Below are 18,092 nucleotides of genomic sequence, written 5' to 3' on the forward strand. Positions count from 1 at the left end.
GTCCCTTTTTCTTCTTTCCGTTTGGCATAGCTTTTAAATGTTTAAATTGTTTATATTATTTTGATTCTTACTTTTTCATGTCCTCAATGAATGTTTTCGCAGGCTTGAAACTTGGAAAATCATGTGCAGGAATGGTAATTGTTGTGTTCTTAGAGATATTTCTTGCCGTTTTCTCTGCACGGTGTTTAACGATAAAACTACCGAATCCACGGAGATAAACATTCTCCTTGCTTTTTAACAGACTGTCTTTAATAGCTTCCATGAATGATTCTACTACTGCCGACACGTCTTTTTTTGAAATGCCAGTCGAAGATGCAATCTCATTGATGATATCTGCTTTTGTCATTTTGTTTTTATCTAATAATTATACTTTGAATTCCTACTCTCATCATAACGGAGTGCAAAGATACTCATTTTCAGATAAATACAGAAATGTTTTTGGCTTTTTTTACAAAATCTTTGTGTTTGACTTAATATGTATCTACTTTTTTTGTACCTTTGCCCATACTTTTATATGATAAGGTATTATGAAAATTGCAATTGGAATTGACGTTGGTATTTCTACTACTAAAATAGTTGGAATAAGAGATGGAAAGGTGGTTAGACCATTACGTATTAAAGCTACCGACCCAGTAACATCTCTTTATGGTGCTTTTGGTAAATATCTGTATGATAACAAGATAGAATTAGATGATATTGAAAAAGTTATGATTACAGGAGTTGGCGCAGCCTATATTGATAAGCCTGTTTATGGTTTGTCAACTGAGAAAGCTGATGAGTTTTTAGCTGATGGTTTAGGGGCTCGTTATGAAGCTCAACGCGACCGAATGATTGTTGTTTCAATGGGAACTGGTACTTCGTTAGTGTTGTGTGATGGCGACGATATTCATCATATCGGTGGTATTGGTATTGGTGGCGGAACTTTAAATGGTCTTTCTCGTTTGTTATTAAATACTGATGATATTCAGCAAATATCCGATTTAGCCATGAAAGGCGATATTGGTAGCATTAATCTTCAGATTGGTGATATTTCTTCAAAGCCACTTCCTGGTTTACCAATGAATGCAACAGCCTCTCTCTTTGCTAATGCTCAAGGAACTGCAAGTAGGGAAGACATTGCATTAGGTCTGATTTGCTTAGTATTGCAATCAATTGGTTCGGCTACGATTTTGAGTTCCTTGAATAGTGGTATTAAGGATTTTGTCATGATAGGTAACCTTACCTTGCTTCCTCAATGTAAGGTCTTATTTCCAATGATGGAGCGTCTTTACGATGTTCGATTCATTATACCAAAATATTCTGAATTTTGTACTGCTATTGGAGCAGCCTTGCAATCGGGTGTCAAACTATAATTTTACAACTAAAAGGTATAAAAATAGCCCGCAAAAGTATTAACTTTTATCGGGCTTTCAAGTGTGTGTCATAGCATAGGTTGTTCTTTGTTCTCTTTTATTGTGAGTATCCGTTCAATATTGGAACGTATTATTTTATCATAAAGTGATAGCAAAGATACATAAAAGAAATCAAACACAACCCAAAGAATTACGTTATTTTCAACTTTTTGCGGCAATATGATTATTTTAGGAACTATATTGATTTATTTCAGCTTGTTGTTATTCATCAGTAAAATGACAGCTTCGTCGAGTAACAATGAGTCGTTTTTTCGTGCTAATAAGCAGTCGCCTTGGTATCTTGTTGCCTTTGGAATGATTGGTGCCAGCATTTCGGGTGTAACTTTTGTAAGTGTTCCTGGAATGGTGATAGACCAAAATATGGCTTATGCGCAGACTTGTATAGGTTTTATCTTTGGTTATATCTTGGTCGCTTTTGTACTTTTGCCCATTTATTATCGGCTAAATCTTATAACCATTTATACTTATTTGAAACAACGATTGGGGATAAGAAGTTATAAAACAGGAGCTTCGTTTTTTCTTTTATCGAAATTGACGGGTTCGGCCGTTAAATTTTATGTTGTTTGTATGATATTACAGCGTTTTGTTCTTACTGATTTTAATATTCCTTTCCCTATAACGGTGGTTTCTATGGTGTTGCTTATTTGGCTTTATACCTACAAAGGCGGCATACGGACTTTGGTTTTTACAGATACGTTTCAAACCATTTGCATGTTCCTTGCCCTTCTCCTTATTATATATAATGTGATGACGGCATTGGATTTCAGTATTTCTGAAACTTTCAATCGGATAATTTCCGATAGTCATTCCACTATCTTTGTTTGGGACGATTGGTTTTCTAAGCAAAATTTTTGGAAGCAATTTCTTAGTGGGGTCTTCATTGTTGTGGTAATGACAGGGTTAGACCAAGATATGATGCAAAAGAATTTGACTTGTAAAACATTACGCGATGCTCAAAAAGATATGTGTACATACGGCTTTGCTTTCCTTCCTGTCAATCTTCTTTTCATGTCTTTAGGTATATTATTGATGATGTATTTATCGAAAATGAATGTTCCTTTACCAGCTTCTCCTGACGAATTGATGTTATTACCTGTTGCTGGTGGAATGTTAGGCAGTGGGGTAGAAGTGTTGTTTACGATTGGAGTAGTGGCTGCTTGCTTTTCAACAGCCGACTCAGCTTTAACTTCTTTGACTACAAGCTTTTGTGTTGATATTTGTGAACAACCTAAAAATGAAACTTTGCGTAAGCGAATTCATTTCGCAATGTCAGTTGTATTCATCCTTTTTATTCTTGTTTTCAAAGTTTTCAATTCAACGAGTTTAATAGATGCGGTCTATATTCTTTGTTCTTATACCTATGGTCCACTTTTAGGATTGTTTGCTTTCAGCCTTTTAACACGCCGTTCGGTGAATGATAAATTTGTGCCTTACATCGCCATTGCGAGTCCATTATTATGCTTTGCAATCGATACTTTGTCCATGAAACTATGGAATTATAAGTTTGGGTATGAACTATTGATGCTCAATGGTATTCTTACTTTTGCAGGGTTATACTTGTCTAATATAAAAAGAAAGTAGAATGGTAAGGCATATTGACTTTCCATTCTACTTTCCTTTAATTATTTATTTGCTATTTGCTTATTCTGCGAGCAATTTTTCGATTTCCTTTTCGATGTTTTCCATCTTTTCAGTAGGTTCGAAGCGTGCAACTACTTGTCCTTTCTTGTTGATAAGGAATTTTGTGAAGTTCCATTTTATTTCAGCATTTTCCTTGTAGTTAGGGTCTTGCTCTGAAATAATTTTATCAAGAATTGGTGTTAGTTTGTGGCTTTCGTCCCAACCTGCAAAGCTTTTTTGTTCTTTCAAGAACTTGTATAATGGTTCTGTCTCTTCGCCGTTTACTTTAATCTTCTTAAAGCGTGGGAAATCAGTACCGTATGTAAGTTTGCAGAACTCGTGAATACTTTCGTCTGTACCAGGAGCTTGGTTGTTAAATTGGTTGCAAGGGAAATCAAGCACTTCAAAACCTTTTGCATGATACTTCTTGTAAGTTGCCTCAAGTTGCTCGTATGTTGGTGTAAAACCGCATTTAGTGGCAGTATTTACAATTAATAGTACTTCGTTAGCGAACTCTTTTAAATTTACATCACCGCCTTTTCTGTCCTTGACAGTGAAATCATAAACTGTTTTCATCTTTTAATCTTTTTATTTTAAATGACTATTTTGTATTTATTGCAAAAATACGCATTTAATTTTTAATATGCAAATTCTATTCTCTTAAAAGACTTAAAATATTAGACTCTTTATTTTTATAGGGATTTCCCTATTGCCAAATATAGAAAATACATTTTAGAAGTGCTTTCTATTTTCTAATTTTGCAACAAATAAAAAAATATTAAAGATAAAAGATATGAAACAGATTGCTAAGTATTTTATGGCTCTGACCTTATTGGCAATGCCATTTGCGTTCCAAAGTTGCAGTGAACGCGAGGATATATCAAATTATTACTATTACAATGATCTCGTAACTGAGGCTGTCAATAATTATTGGTATGTTTATCCAGGTGGTACAGATTACGACACCGCTTACAATTGGTTTGTACATTATTATCCAAACGCCACAGCTGCAGAATTTGATGCTTTTATGAATCAAATTAATTTTGGTTATAACAACCAAAAAGGTGACCCTATCATGGAGGAAGTTCAAGTTCTTTCAGGCGAATGGGCTGGTGATATGACGATTGAATTTGATGGAAAAACTGGTCAGAGAGAAGCTCAAACCTTTCATGCTAATATGAAATTCTGGCAATATGCATCGTCTAAGAATTCATTAGGGGGCAATGGACAAGAAGTTGATACCGCTGCCGACGGAAGTACTCAGACATTAGATTTTACATGGTATGTTGATAAAAATGGAGACATCTATATTAAGTATAAATCTGGTACTATTTTTAGAATGAATGCTTCTTCACCTGATAAAGGTTTCCACTTAGGTTATGAAAAAGAAAAGGGCTATGACACTTTCTTTGGCTATGGCATTAGCACCAATACCACCGATGTTTTCTATATTGACTTATCTCGCCAATCTACAAGTGGTGCAAAGGGCAAGATGATTAAGGCTCGCAAATTAGAAAATATAAACGCTGGTAAAGTTTTTGGTCAAGCTGCTGTAAACGAATCAGCTTCACACAAAGCAAAAGCTGTAAGTGGATTGAGAGCAAGATAATAATAACTTCAATACTATAATCTACGAAGACCTCGATTAGGATTTCCTATCGAGGTCTTTTTACGATACTTTTACCCGATTATATTGATTTTATTCTTTATGTTTTATTTCTTTCTGATTAATTTAAACTTGAACATTGTTGCCCATTATTAAATACAAAAGTGGAAGTAAATTCTTTTCGTTTAACCAACTTATAAGAAAATACTTCCACTAAATTTTAGTCTAAGTCGCACTAACGACCAATAACATTGTTCTTTTTGCAATTAATATTCGCTTTTGTCGTCCTTGAGCGTCCACATCTTAAAAGCGTTAATCGCTTCGTTTTGGAGGATAATTTCTGATGGCTTTTTGCGATATTGTGGTTCAATAGCGATTTCTTCATAAATAAAATCATCATCGAAACCAATTTTTCCTGCGTCTTTGCGGTCGTTAGCGTAGTAAATTTTTTCTAAATGCGCCCAATAAATTGCACCAAAACACATTGGGCATGGTTCGCATGAAGTATAGATTACGCACCCTTTAAGGTCGAAAGTACCTAATTTTTCGCATGCTTTGCGAATGGTACATACTTCTGCATGGGCGGTAGGGTCGTTGTCTATGGTTACCCTGTTGCTGCCTTCGGCAATGATTTCTCCATCTTTGGCAATGACAGCACCAAAAGGTCCACCACCATTTCTTACGCTGTTTTCCGAGAGTTCTATGGCTCTACGCATTAATTCTTCGTTTGTCATGATTATCAATCTTTATATTTTATTTTTTTGTTGCGTCTAAAATTACTTGTTTTTTGTTGCTGTTTCAAAAAGGTCTTTGTACAATTTGTCGAATATTATTTTTAATTTTGTTGGTTGGGTCAATATTTCACGAATATATTCTAACTTCTTTGCGTTAGGAGAGTTAGGAATCCAAAGTCGAATATACCCGCTTCTGCCATATTTTTCTTTGATATGTTCATAGAAACGTTGCCATTGTTCTTCCTCGTTTTTCTCTGGATAGTTTTCCAAACCAAACATGACGGTACGCGCAAAGACTACTTCAGGGTCTAATTCTCGGTCGGCTTCGGCTACTATTTTCCCATAAATACTGCGTGGGGCACGCGAACTGCTGGCTCTATGATCTTCCACTGCTTCCTTCATAATGGTGATTTGGTCGGGCGAAAACCATTTCTTTAGTCGTGCATCAGCGGTAAGAATTTTCCCACTTGTTATGTGGTGAATGGCACGAGGTCCCTCCATTCCGAGGTCATGGTAGGCTGCTGCCACATAAACCATGTTACTATCGGCTCCCGTAGCGGGTATAAGTTCCAAAGCATTCTTTATGACACGCTGCACATGACCTAAGCCATGCGAACGTCCAAAAGCATTATATCGTGGTAGAATTTGTTGTTCTACAAATTCCATTAAATCCAAATCTACTCTGTTATCCATATTTTATAACTTAATGAGGAGTATTCCAATTGTTGCTAATAGTCCGAAAACAAACATATTGCGTGCTGTTAGTCCTAAAACTTTATTCAATTCTTTTCCGTGCTTTATCCTTTTCATTTCCGTGAATGCCTTTTGGTGGAGGAAGAGATAAAAGAAGAGTAAAGTGAGGCTTAATGTTTTCATGCTTGAATAGGAAAAAATAAAAACCGAATCCATGAGCAATAAACCTAAAAAGCCTAACCAATGATAAAGTTGTTCGGCACGTTTTTCACCAATTCTCACGATAAGCGTGTTTTTATTGGCTTGTTTGTCGTTCTCACGGTCGCGGTAATTGTTTACAACCAATAGGGTATCAATTACCAAACCAGATGCAAGCGATGCAACAAATACCTGCCATGTAATGGTTTGCAAACCCTTTGGCAGAATGACATAATAGGTAAGACATACGGGAACAATGCCAAAAAAGACAAGTACGAGTAAGTCGCCTAAGCCCAAATAAGAAAGTTTTGTGGTGTAAAGGAAGCAAAAAGCAACGCAAAGTAATCCTATTAAAATCATTTCCCAGCCACCATAATATATAAGAGGTAGTCCATTTATACATGCAAGTAGGGTAGTTGCGATTAATCCTTTGCGCATTGCAGGTAAAGTAATCCACCCTTCACTGCATGCACGGCGAGGCCCTAAACGTGTTTCACTATCATCGTTGCCCTTCAAGCAATCAAAATAATCGTTTACAAAGTTGGCATCTATCTGCATGATAAAGGCAAAAAGAACACACAATAGGGCAGGGATTATCTGAAAATTCTCCCAACTTAAATCCTTAAAAGCAAAGGCAATACCTATCATTACAGGTACGCTTGCGCCAGTAAGTGTCTTTGGTCGAGCTGCGAGAACCCATGCGTTAAGCGAATTTGTCTTAACGTTTTGCTCCATCTTCGATAGTATATCTTCTTTTTCCGACATGCTTTTTCAGTTTTCTTTCTTGTTAATTAAAGAAATTCCAACTCAATCCGAAACGTATAATACGCTCATTTAAAGGGTAATGTGGCACAAAAAAGTAGTTACCACCGCTACTACTATTCACATGCGACATCATAATGAAGAAGCGTGTATGCTGTAAATTGAAGTTGGCATAAGCGTTCAGTACAGGATAATTACCTATTTTAGTGCGACTTGCTTCGTTTTCTTGAATGCCAAATGCGCCCATACCTGGGATATATTCTGGTGCATTGTATTTTGTAAAATACCTTGCATCAACACCCAAATCACAATCTAACACACGAGCAATCTTAAATCGCATAAAGAAATTACTGTAAATGTTGAGCGTTGGGGTAGGGAATACATTTTCATTGCTTGACTTTTGGAATGTTAATACATTTTGCCAATTGAAAATACCAAAGCGTAAATCCTGTTGGAGTTGTAATGTTAGCAAACTAATCGCATCTGAATGTTGGCGAACATTGACTTGTTGCTTGGTGATGAGATAGTTTTTTTCTTGTAATGTTCTATCGTTTTGTACCCCAAAATAGGTGTAATTTTTCAACATATCATAGCCAATGCGTAATTTTGTCTTGGTCTTCTGCCATGAGAGTTCGCCCAAAATACGCGAGTGGATTTGCTTTTCGAGCGTGTTGTCCCACCAATAATGACGTGAATGGAAGTTTTCCATGTAATAAGATGGGTTAGAACGATGGAAAAAAGCAGTTGCAGCCAACTGAACAGTATCACCAAAGAGTGGGAAATTTAAATCTGCTTTACCGTCAATATGCAGTTGTCCTGCCTTGTTTCCTACCAACCACGTTTCGGCAGTAATATTATAATGTAAGGTGTTTCCATTGGTTTTTAAAAGTTGTCCACCAATGGAAATATCATTTTTATTCACTTTTTCGTAACCACCAAATAGAGGTGTCGCTGTTGGAGGTGTAGAATTAAGTAGTGTAGGTAACTCGTAATGGCGCAATTCATGAGAAATAAAGGCTTTCAACCCTGCTTTTGCCCACTTGTTAAACCCTTCTAACAATGCTATAGCAAAGGTATTTTTTAGCGAAAAATGCTTTGTCTGGTCGTAGATAGAATCGTTTGCAGTAGCGGTATTGGTGTAATAATTATTCAAATAGTAACCCTCTGGAGTTTCGTATGCTTGATAAATGCGTCTATAGTTATCAAATCTGAATGAATGAATGAAACTCGTTACAGGCACATATTCGTCTTTTACCCATTGCTCATCAGCTTCGTTTTTAGCAGTTTCTTGTGCGTTAGGGTAGAGAATATCTGTATTTTTAGTTTTTTCTTTGGGGGCAACTTTATCTACAATATGCGCATCGTCAGGACGACCTTGCGCCTTCATGTTTTTATTGAACATCTCTTCATCAAATTCTTCTCCGTTTTCCTCTGCTTTTTTCATTGCTTTTTGTCTTGCTTCGTCCTCTTTTTTCGACTGAGCCGACTTTATTGCAAACTTTTTAGCTTCGATTTCTTCCTTTGTCATAGGCACTTTTCTGAAAAATCCGAGGCTATATTTATGATTGAAAAAGATGTGTTGGTTGTCGTTTCTATTCCAATTTTTATTCAGCGTCATTGGAATTTCGTTGGTACTAAATGTCTCATTGAAGATTTCTGGATTGGTGATATAGGCATCATTTGTAATGCCTCCATTTTCTGCAACCTTCTGATGATTGAGCGAAAATAATAAATGTGCTTGATACCTTTCTCCTGTATAACTACCCCAAATAGAGTAATTGATGTGCGAGGTATTTTGATTGGTGTAGTAACCACGCCCATATAGATAGTTGAATTTAAAGCCAAATCCCCAACGTTTGCCTGCATTTACTGCAAAAAGTGCTTTGAATTGGTCTTCGCCATTGGTTCTATTGCCTGCTGTGCTATACGAAAGATTTGTAATAGGCGACAATGTTGAAGTGAAATGAAATTGAGAAGGCTCCACAATAAACCCATTGTAGGGGTTGATAAATATAAATTCCTCCCCACTTTTTCTATCAATAAAAATACGATTTTGGCGTGGTGAACCTAAATTTCCTAACGCATTATATTCGCCTCGCAGTCCTGTATTGAAGATACTATTCATGAATAACTCTGACAAAGTATCTGGTACAACAGCTTTTTTGTCGCCAAATCTATCGTCAACCGTCCACACTTTCATGCCACGAGGTATTTCTTTATGCTGACTTTGGATAGAGTCTGAGCGACCAAAATTTCCATTTGTACCTAATTTCTTAGCACCAAAAGTTCCATCGTCAGAAAAAGGATCTATTATTTGTGCCTGTGTAGTAGTGCTAAATATTAATAACGTGAAAATGAGCGAGATGTATCTTTTCATTTGTGAAATAGTCGAAGAGCCGATTCTGCGAATTTAAAGACCATTGATACCAAAATAATGATGATACCAGTTTGCTGATTATCCATTGCAAAATAGAAGATAAGTCCAACGATTGCACCAATCATAAAAATGATATTTAGCACTTGGCGTATCATGGAACGTTCACTTTTATTATTGTGAAGCGGTTGTCTGTGATGAGGGGGGCGTGCGCTGCTATTTTTTATTTCTTCAGTCATAATTCTTATTTCAATAATTACTTAACACATTTTCCGAACAAAGGTACAAAAAAATAGAGTATTACAGATGTTTTACCAATCTTTTAACGTTTATGGCAATGAGGTCGGAAAAATAAAACCTATTGTTTTGAGATGAAAAAGGGCATGTTTTTCACTCCAAAATAGGCTCTTTTGAAAAAAAAATAATTTGCTTGATTTTTTGTAGATAAATTACTAAAATATGTTTGTTAGAAAAATATTACTTTTATCCGACTTATTCTTTTGTTTCTAATTCAGCTTGCAAACGTAATATTTCATCACGATATTGTGCAGCTTGTAAGAAATCAAGATTTTTAGCAGCCTCTTGCATGAGCAATGTTGTGTTTTGAATGCTCTTTTCCAATTGTGCTTTTGTCATTTTCATCACAATAGGGTCGGCTACTATGCTGGTTTCAAATGTTGGTTCACTGTAAGCTTGCGGTGCTTTAGCCTTATTGATAGGTACAATCGTAGCCGAATTTTCACTCGAAGGCAAGGTGTCTTTGATAGTTCTTACAATTTGCGTAGGTGTGATATGATTTTCTTCGTTATACTTTAATTGCTTTTCACGACGGCGTGCTGTTTCGTCAATCGTCTTTTGCATGCTGTCAGTAATTTTGTCGGCATACATAATTACACGTCCATTTACATTGCGTGCAGCACGTCCAGCCGTCTGTGTTAAACTTCTATGACTGCGCAAAAAACCTTCCTTGTCAGCATCTAAAATCGCTACCAAAGAAACTTCGGGTAAGTCTAATCCTTCACGAAGAAGGTTTACTCCAACCAATACATCGTAAATACCTATGCGAAAGTCGTTTATAATCTTTACACGGTCTAAACTTGCTACGTCGCTATGGATATAAGTGGTACGCACTTCATGGTTCAGCAAATACTCTGTCAGTTCCTCTGCCATACGCTTTGTCAGCGTGGTAACAAGTACTCGCTCATCTTTTTCAGCACGAATAAGTATTTCTTCCATTAAGTCGTCAATCTGATTTTCAGACGGACGTACTTCTATTTCAGGGTCAAGCAACCCCGTTGGGCGGATAAGTTGTTCTACTACAACACCTTCAGCCTCCTCTAATTCAAAGTTTGCAGGGGTAGCTGAAACGTAAATAATTTGGTTGATAAGACTATGAAATTCCTCAAAACGTAATGGACGATTATCGAAAGCCGCGGGAAGACGAAAACCAAATTCTACCAAATTTTTCTTTCTTGCACGGTCGCCACCATACATGGCAGATATTTGTGGCACACTAACATGACTTTCATCAATCATTATGAGGTTATCACTTGGGAAGAAATCTAACAAACAATAGGGACGTTGACCAGCTTCACGACCATCAAAATAGCGAGAATAGTTTTCGATTCCAGAGCAATGTCCCAGCTCTTTTATCATTTCCATATCATATTCTACACGTTCCTTAATGCGTTGAGCTTTAATGTTATCACCAATTTCGTTAAAGAAATCAATTTGCAATCTTAGGTCGTCTTGTATTTGTCGGATAGCACCTTCGGTTTGTTCTTTCGTTGTAACAAAAAGATTGGCAGGGTAAATCTCGTATGCTTCAAATGTACCCAAACGATGATAGGAAACAGAATCAACCTCTTCAATGGCATCAATTTCATCGTCCCACCAAGTAATGCGCAAAATATTATCACTATAAGCCATGGCAATATCCACCGTATCGCCCTTTACACGGAAGTTTCCACGCTGCAAATCAATATCATTTCGAACATAAAGCGCATTGATGAGCCGCCTTAAAAATTCGTTTCGGTCAATAATCTGCCCCTTTTTGAGTCGTATGACACTATCTTTCATCGCCACAGGACCGCCCATACCATAAAGACACGATACGGAAGACACGACAACAACGTCCTTTCGCCCTGATAATAAGGAAGAAACAGCCGAAAGACGGAGCTTGTCAATTTCGTCATTGATAGCCAAATCCTTTTCAATATAAGTGTCGGTGGTGGGCATGTAAGCCTCAGGCTGATAATAATCGTAGTATGAAACGTAATATTCTACCGCATTATGAGGAAAAAATCCTTTCATTTCCTCATACAATTGCGCTGCCAAAGTCTTGTTATGCGATAAAATGAGCGTGGGCTTTCCTACATTGGCAATAACATTTGCCATTGTAAAAGTTTTGCCAGACCCCGTTACGCCTAAAAGAACTTGACTTTTGTCGCCACGTTCTATACCTTCCGTTAATTGTCTAATTGCTTCTGGTTGGTCGCCTGTTGGCTTATATTTCGATGTTAATTCAAATTCCATTTTCTATGTACAAAGTTAGGAAAAAAGAGCGGATAAATCACTATAAAAACTATTTTTTGCTAAAAATACTATAGTAGCTTTGTTTAATTAACGAATTATGTGTAACTTTGCAATTCAAAGTGAATTTATGAAGAAGAATATTCTTATTACATTTGTTGCAACATTACTTTTTACAAGTTGCGCACATGAATATAACCAAGTATTTAAAAGTACTGATTACACCTACAAGTACGAATATGCAAAAGAGTGTTTCGCAAACGGAAAATACTCCTTTGCAATTCCATTATTACAAGATGTAGTTACCATACAAAAAGGTACCGATAACGCTGAAGAATGCCTTTATATGCTTGCAATGTCGGAATTTGGCATGCGAGATTATGAAGCTGCTTCAGAAACCTTCAAGAAATATTTTCAAACTTATCCGCATGGAATATACGCAGAAATGGCTTCGTTTTACATCGGACAAAGTCTGTATGAAGGAACACCAGAAGCACGTTTAGACCAAACACCTACTGTGGCTGCAATTGCCGCATTCCAAGATTATTTGGATTTGTATCCTAATGGCAAAATGAAGAGTACAGCGCAACAAAGACTCTTTGCTTTGCAAGATAAACTTATTCGCAAAGAATATTTGAATGCTAAGTTATATTATAATCTTGGCTCTTATTTTGGCAACTGCGGCAACGATGGCGGCAACAATTATGAGGCTTGTATCATTACAGCACAAAGTGCTTTAAACGATTTCCCTTATTCTTCATTGCGTGAAGATTTTGCAATTCTCGTGATGAAAGGTAAGTTTGAATTAGCACAAATGAGTGTTGAGGAAAAGAAATTGCAACGTTATCAAGATGCAGAAGACGAATGTTATGGTTTTATCAACGAGTATCCTGATTCGAAAGAACGTGCAACAGCTGAAAAATACATTGAAAAATGTAAAGAATTTGAGGCAAAAAATAAGAAATAGAATATTAAATATATAAACATATAATGGATTACAAGAAGTCAAAATCACCTGTAAACACAGTGACCCGTGATGTGGTAGAACTTTGGAAAGGAACAAACAACATCTACGAAAGTGTTGCTATCATCGCAAAACGTGCTAATCAAATTTCAATTGAGATTAAGCAAGACCTCAGTAAGAAACTTGCAGAGTTTGCTTCTTATAGCGACTCTTTGGAGGAAGTATTTGAAAATCGTGAACAAATAGAGATTAGCCGTTATTACGAGAAACTTCCAAAACCAGTATTGTTGGCAACGCAAGAATTTTTGGACGGTAATATTTATTGGCGCGACCCATCTAAAGACGGAGTAGAAGAGGAAGAATATAACATATGATACAGAGGAAACAAACAATTTTCCTTTTCTTATCATTCATCATTATTCTCTTATGTCTTTGCTTCCCAATTGGTTGGTTAGAATCCAAAGGTATGGGAACACCAAGCAACATGACAAATTTGTGGATAGAAGGGGCGAATGAAGCAAAAGATTTTAAAGTTTGGCCATTGTTTGCTATTCTTTTACTTTCGTTACCTTGCCATTTATTCACGATATTCGACTATAAGAATAGGAAACGACAGATTAAAAGTTGTGGATTTTACATGATTCTGAACATTATTTGGTATGGTGCATACATCGCAATGACGCAAATAATGTTGAAAGATATAACTTTCCATTTTTCTTATGCAGCATGTTTACCGTTAGTTTCGCTTATTCTCTTGTTCTTATCACGACAAGCGATTAAGGCTGATGAGGCATTGGTAAGAGCAGCTGATAGAATAAGATAAAAGAAAAATATCTGGAAAAGAGCTTATTACAAAATTTGTAGTGAGCTCTTTTTATATGTCGAAATCCCTCAAAACGCTATTAAATTGAAAAGCTGTGTGGGCTTTGCATTTTTATCAATAAAAGTAAGTAGTGGGAAATAGTTGTATTTCGCCTTATGATGCCACTCTTTCTCGAGAAATTTAGGTAAAAAGAAAAGCCTTACTCATTGTTAAACCTTTTTAAGGTAATGAGTAAGGCTTTTTAAATGAGATTTGTTTTTTATTTCTTTCCTAAATTACTCAACCATTTTAATGGCTTTTTGATGAGTTTTTTAAGTCTGCTTTCTTCTTTTTTCGGCTTTGGGAAGTATTCGCTCATATCATATTTGCTACTACGTTGCGTATCATTTGCCTCAAACGATGGTTGCTTTTTCTTTTTTGGACGCTTCTTTTTAGGTTTATTATTAGTGGTTTCTGCAACCGTTTGTGGTTGTTTTTTATCGGTTTTAGAGTCCTTGTTATCTTTTTGAACTCTGTTTTGTCTTTTCTTAGGAGTCTGTTTATCAGTCGTTTCTACAACTTCTCCGTTAAAATTGGTAGGACGTTGCTTGCGATTATTATTCTTTTTATAGCTTTTTGCAGGTTCATTCTTTCCGTCCTGTACCTTTTTAGTCTTTACATCTTGCTTTTTCGTTTCATTGGTAGCAGTAGGCTGATTATTGTTTCTGCGGTTATTGCGTACTTTCTTATCCTTATGACTTTGTTGGTCGCGGTCTTTTCTACGGCGCGATTTGGCAGAAGTTTTACGGCGTTCTTTATTTCTACTTACATAGTCAAGTCCTTCGCCTAACCCTTCTGGGAGTTCAGCCTTCTCAACTTCTTTTTCTAAGAAATTTTCTATCTGTTGAAAATAGTAAATATCATCTTCATTAACGAAAGTAATAGCAGAACCTTTGCGGTCAGCACGGGCTGTACGACCAATTCTGTGTACATAATCTTCGGCATCGTGCGGCACATCGTAGTTAATAACCATGGCAATATCGTCAATATCAATGCCACGAGCCAATATATCGGTCGCTACCAACACGTCAATTTGTCCGCTTTTAAACTTGAACATCATCTCATCGCGTTCGGCTTGTGCTAAGTCTGAGTGCATTTGACCACAATTAATCTTCTTCTGATTGAGGGATAAAGCAATTTGTTTTACCTTTTGTTTTGAACCAGAGAAGATAATGACACGTTGCAAATTGCCTGCTTTGAAAATGTCTTTAATGATTCCCATTTTCTGGGTTTCATGGCAAACGTATGCCAATTGATGAATCTTTTCAGCAGGTTTGCTTACTGCGAGTTTTATGACTGATGGGTTGGTGAGCAAAGTTTGTGCTAAATCTTCAATTTTCTTTGGCATGGTAGCCGAGAACATAATGGTTTGGCACGTTTTGGGGAGATTCTTTTGGATAGTCATAATGTCTTCCGAAAATCCCATATCCAACATTCTGTCAGCCTCATCAAGTATAAAGAAACTCACTTTCGATAGGTCTACATTGCCCAATGACATGTGCGAAATGAATCTTCCAGGGGTTGCGATGACGAGGTTGGCACCCAATGAGAGGCTTTTTAATTCTTGGTCGTAACGATTTCCATCGTTTCCGCCATAGACAGCCACGCATGAAACGCCATTAAGATAGTATGAAAAGCCTTGTATTGCTTGGTCAATTTGTTGTGCCAACTCGCGGGTTGGCGACATTATCAAACAGTTAATTGCATCTTCTGGATAGCCTCCGTCAGCCAATTTTGATAAGACTGGCAATAGATAAGCAGCTGTTTTTCCTGTTCCTGTTTGTGCTACACCCAATACATCTTTACCTTTTAATATTTCAGGAATACAATTTTCTTGGATGGGTGTGCATTTCTCGAAGCGCATATCATAGAGTGCATCGAGTATATCGTCATTTAAATCTAAACTTTCAAAATTCATATTTTATTGTTTTTGCCCTTCTCACAAAGGGTTATTTATATTTTCTTTTTAATTAATTTGGTGCTTTACGATAACAAAAATAAGCTATTGCTGCAAAAATAATGTTGGGAATCCACGCTGCCAACATTGGTGAAGCATTTGTATTAATGGCAAAGGTGGAAGAAATGGCTTGCAATAAAATGTAGCTGACACTTAAAGCCAACCCAATACCAAGATACATACCCATTCCGCCTTTGCGTTTACGTGACGAAAGCGATAATCCTATGATAGTAAGTATGAAAGAAGAGAACGACATGGCTATTCTCTTGTGAAATTCGACTTCATATTGAATTACATTTTTCGAGCCGCGACTGGTCTGTTTGGATATGTAATCTAATAGTTGGGACGATGTAAATTCCTCTTGCTGACCGTCAAAATAGATAAGGTCGGTAGGTTCCATGAGGATAACCGTATCCATTTCTGCTCCTGTTGTGATGTGTTCTTTCAAACCTTTTAACTTCCTTATTTTCCAATTTGTTACTTTCCAATGAAACTTTGAATCAGCAATTGTGTCGTATTGAATTTCAGTTGCAGTCAGATGGTCTACTAATTTTTTTCCTTCAAACCTATCTAATGAGAAGCCATAACCTCGCTTGTATGTATTATCGTAATGCTGAATGTACGCAACGGTGTTCTTGGCAACCTTTAATTGTATATTTTCGCCCGTTGTATTCTTCTTATCATTACGATACAGTGCATTGAAATTTTGGCGAATCACTGTGCCATGCGGAATAACTGAGCTATTTAAATAGTAAGTAACCCCCGCTATCAGAATGCAAGAAATCATGTATGGGCGCATCAATCTGTTGAAAGAAATGCCTGCTGCTAGCATTGAAATGATTTCGGAGTCGCCAGCTAATTTTGATGTAAAGAAGATGACAGCAATGAAAACAAACAATGGCGAGAAAAGATTCGAGTAATATGGAATGAAGTTCGCATAGTTATCAAAGATAATTGCACGCCAAGGAGCATGATACTGTGTAAACTTTGAGAGGTTTTCGTTGAAATCGAAGACGATAGCAATGGAAATAATAAGAACGATAGAGAAGATATAAGTACCAATAAATTTCTTTATGATGTACCAATCTAATAATCCGACAATATGTTTTGGGTGTAAATGATGAAAGTTATTAGCTAACCAACGCAAAACATTCATTGCTGTTTGAAGAAACTGATGCCCACGGAGGGACTTCAGTTTATCGGTTGCAATGGCTTTATATTTGTCGAATTTCTCTTTCATATTTTGTCTTACAGTCTGCGTCCTAACTTTTCTATAATGGAAGCCTTCCACGTTACAAAGTCGCCTTGTTTTATGTGCTTGCGTGCATCGGTAACCAATCGCAAATAGAACGCTATGTTGTGAATGCTTGCAATTTGCATTGCCAACAATTCTCCTGCTTTAAACAAGTGGTGAAGGTAGGCTTTCGACGTGATGACGTCAATATCGCAGCCGTCAGCATCGACTGGCGAGAAGTCTTTTTCCCACTTTTTATTGCGCATATTCATGGTACCTTCGTAGGTGAAAAGCATTGCGTTTCGACCATTACGGGTAGGCATTACGCAGTCGAACATATCAACTCCACGTTCAATTCCTTCGAGAATGTTTTGTGGTGTACCAACTCCCATGAGGTAGCGAGGTTTGTCTTTTGGCAAAATGGCATTGACATGTTCAATCATTTCGTACATTACCTCTGTTGGTTCGCCTACTGCCAAACCGCCAATGGCGTTTCCGTCAGCTCCCTTGTCGGCTACAAATTTAGCTGCTTCGGTGCGTAAATCTTTGTAGGTGCAACCTTGAACGATAGGGAAGAGGCTCTGCTTGTAGCCATAGAGTGGTTCTGTCTCGTTGAAACGTTTGATACAGCGGTCTAACCAACGTTGGGTTAGCCCTAAACTGCGCTTCGAATACTCATAGTCGCTGTTGCCTGGAGGACATTCGTCGAACGCCATAATAATATCGGCACCGATTACACGTTGCGTATCCATAACGTTTTCAGGCGTAAAGATATGCTTTGAACCGTCAATATGGCTTCTGAATTGGCAACCTTCTTCCGATAATTTGCGAATACCTGTCAAAGAAAATACTTGAAAACCACCAGAATCGGTGAGAATAGGGCGGTTCCAACCATTAAATTTATGAAGTCCGCCTGCTGCTTTGAGTACTTCTAATCCTGGGCGAAGGTATAAATGATAGGTGTTGCCAAGAATGATTTGGGCTTTAACCTGTTCTACTAATTCAGAAAAGTGTACACCTTTTACGGTGCCAGCCGTTCCCACGGGCATAAAGATAGGTGTCTTTATTTGTCCGTGGTCGGTTGTTATAATACCTGTTCTTGCATCGCTTGCATTGTCAGTGCATTGAAGTTCAAATGTCATTC

At 37.1% G+C, this 18,092-nt stretch carries 17 protein-coding genes; 6 read left to right on the plus strand and 11 right to left on the minus strand.

Going from position 1 to position 18,092, the window contains the following annotated elements:
• Nucleotides 1–67: 67 nt before the first annotated feature.
• Entirely contained in the window at nt 68–346 is a 279-nt protein-coding gene (locus DYI03_RS05250; RefSeq protein WP_004357258.1) for an HU family DNA-binding protein, read from the minus strand.
• 181 nt (nt 347–527) lie between these two features.
• On the opposite strand from DYI03_RS05250, the gene coaW reads away from it, so the two are divergent.
• Together coaW and DYI03_RS05260 are read left to right on the plus strand one after the other, a co-directional pair.
• Nucleotides 528–1,352 (plus strand): type II pantothenate kinase, encoded by an 825-nt coding sequence (gene coaW, locus DYI03_RS05255; RefSeq protein ID WP_021668558.1) that lies wholly within the window; start codon nt 528–530, stop codon nt 1,350–1,352.
• A 219-nt stretch (nt 1,353–1,571) separates the two neighbouring features.
• Nucleotides 1,572–2,993 carry a sodium:solute symporter gene (locus DYI03_RS05260; protein ID WP_021668560.1) on the plus strand — a complete coding sequence of 474 codons (1,422 nt, stop codon included), beginning with the start codon at nt 1,572–1,574 and terminating at the stop codon, nt 2,991–2,993.
• Between the two features lie 60 nt (nt 2,994–3,053).
• Here DYI03_RS05260 and DYI03_RS05265 read toward each other — a convergent pair whose 3' ends face one another.
• Complete coding sequence (locus DYI03_RS05265; RefSeq protein ID WP_004357584.1) at nt 3,054–3,608, minus strand: glutathione peroxidase; 555 nt, start codon at nt 3,606–3,608, stop codon at nt 3,054–3,056.
• A 217-nt stretch (nt 3,609–3,825) separates the two neighbouring features.
• On the opposite strand from DYI03_RS05265, the gene DYI03_RS05270 reads away from it, so the two are divergent.
• Nucleotides 3,826–4,641, plus strand: coding sequence for a hypothetical protein (locus DYI03_RS05270; RefSeq protein ID WP_004357122.1), 816 nt, complete (start codon nt 3,826–3,828; stop codon nt 4,639–4,641).
• Between the two features lie 263 nt (nt 4,642–4,904).
• Here the strand turns inward: DYI03_RS05270 and DYI03_RS05275 are convergent, their stop codons facing one another.
• The 6 genes from DYI03_RS05275 to uvrB form a co-directional block, all read right to left on the minus strand.
• Nucleotides 4,905–5,372, minus strand: a complete 468-nt coding sequence (locus tag DYI03_RS05275) for a nucleoside deaminase (RefSeq protein WP_004357276.1) — start codon at nt 5,370–5,372, stop codon at nt 4,905–4,907.
• Between the two features lie 42 nt (nt 5,373–5,414).
• Entirely contained in the window at nt 5,415–6,065 is a 651-nt protein-coding gene (locus tag DYI03_RS05280) for an HD domain-containing protein (protein ID WP_021668561.1), read from the minus strand.
• Nucleotides 6,066–6,068: 3 nt separating this feature from the next.
• The gene (gene menA, locus DYI03_RS05285) at nt 6,069–7,028 is read right to left on the minus strand and encodes a 1,4-dihydroxy-2-naphthoate octaprenyltransferase (protein ID WP_021668562.1); all 960 of its coding nucleotides are present in this window, start codon (nt 7,026–7,028) and stop codon (nt 6,069–6,071) included.
• Nucleotides 7,029–7,050: 22 nt separating this feature from the next.
• On the minus strand, nt 7,051–9,402 hold the full coding sequence (locus tag DYI03_RS05290; RefSeq protein WP_021668563.1) for a putative porin: 2,352 nt from the start codon (nt 9,400–9,402) through the stop codon (nt 7,051–7,053).
• Complete coding sequence (locus tag DYI03_RS05295; RefSeq protein ID WP_004357572.1) at nt 9,399–9,638, minus strand: hypothetical protein; 240 nt, start codon at nt 9,636–9,638, stop codon at nt 9,399–9,401. Before DYI03_RS05295 ends, DYI03_RS05290 begins: the two co-directional genes overlap by 4 nt.
• 253 nt (nt 9,639–9,891) lie before the next feature.
• Nucleotides 9,892–11,934: an excinuclease ABC subunit UvrB gene (uvrB, locus tag DYI03_RS05300; protein ID WP_021668564.1), complete on the minus strand. Its 2,043-nt coding sequence runs from the start codon at nt 11,932–11,934 to the stop codon at nt 9,892–9,894.
• Between the two features lie 127 nt (nt 11,935–12,061).
• On the opposite strand from uvrB, the gene DYI03_RS05305 reads away from it, so the two are divergent.
• Genes DYI03_RS05305 through DYI03_RS05315 form a run of 3 tightly spaced genes read left to right on the plus strand, consistent with a single transcriptional unit; the run spans nt 12,062 to nt 13,718 of the window.
• On the plus strand, nt 12,062–12,898 hold the full coding sequence (locus tag DYI03_RS05305) for an outer membrane protein assembly factor BamD (RefSeq protein WP_025064413.1): 837 nt from the start codon (nt 12,062–12,064) through the stop codon (nt 12,896–12,898).
• A 23-nt stretch (nt 12,899–12,921) separates the two neighbouring features.
• Nucleotides 12,922–13,269, plus strand: coding sequence for a DNA-directed RNA polymerase subunit omega (locus DYI03_RS05310; protein ID WP_004357506.1), 348 nt, complete (start codon nt 12,922–12,924; stop codon nt 13,267–13,269).
• A complete protein-coding gene (locus tag DYI03_RS05315; protein ID WP_021668565.1) occupies nt 13,266–13,718 on the plus strand; it encodes a DUF4293 domain-containing protein in 453 nt (150 codons plus the stop codon). Before DYI03_RS05310 ends, DYI03_RS05315 begins: the two co-directional genes overlap by 4 nt.
• Nucleotides 13,719–13,977: 259 nt before the next feature.
• Here the strand turns inward: DYI03_RS05315 and DYI03_RS05320 are convergent, their stop codons facing one another.
• The 3 genes from DYI03_RS05320 to tgt all read right to left on the minus strand — a co-directional run bounded on the left by DYI03_RS05320 (nt 13,978) and on the right by tgt (nt 18,090).
• Nucleotides 13,978–15,675 carry a DEAD/DEAH box helicase gene (locus DYI03_RS05320; RefSeq protein ID WP_021668566.1) on the minus strand — a complete coding sequence of 566 codons (1,698 nt, stop codon included), beginning with the start codon at nt 15,673–15,675 and terminating at the stop codon, nt 13,978–13,980.
• 52 nt (nt 15,676–15,727) lie between these two features.
• Nucleotides 15,728–16,870: an LptF/LptG family permease gene (locus DYI03_RS05325; protein WP_231556623.1), complete on the minus strand. Its 1,143-nt coding sequence runs from the start codon at nt 16,868–16,870 to the stop codon at nt 15,728–15,730.
• A gap of 92 nt (nt 16,871–16,962) precedes the next feature.
• A complete protein-coding gene (gene tgt / locus DYI03_RS05330) occupies nt 16,963–18,090 on the minus strand; it encodes a tRNA guanosine(34) transglycosylase Tgt (RefSeq protein WP_021668567.1) in 1,128 nt (375 codons plus the stop codon).
• Nucleotides 18,091–18,092 lie beyond the last annotated feature (2 nt).

The organism is Prevotella disiens, assembly GCF_900454955.1.
Classification (GTDB): Bacteria; Bacteroidota; Bacteroidia; order Bacteroidales; family Bacteroidaceae; genus Prevotella; species Prevotella disiens.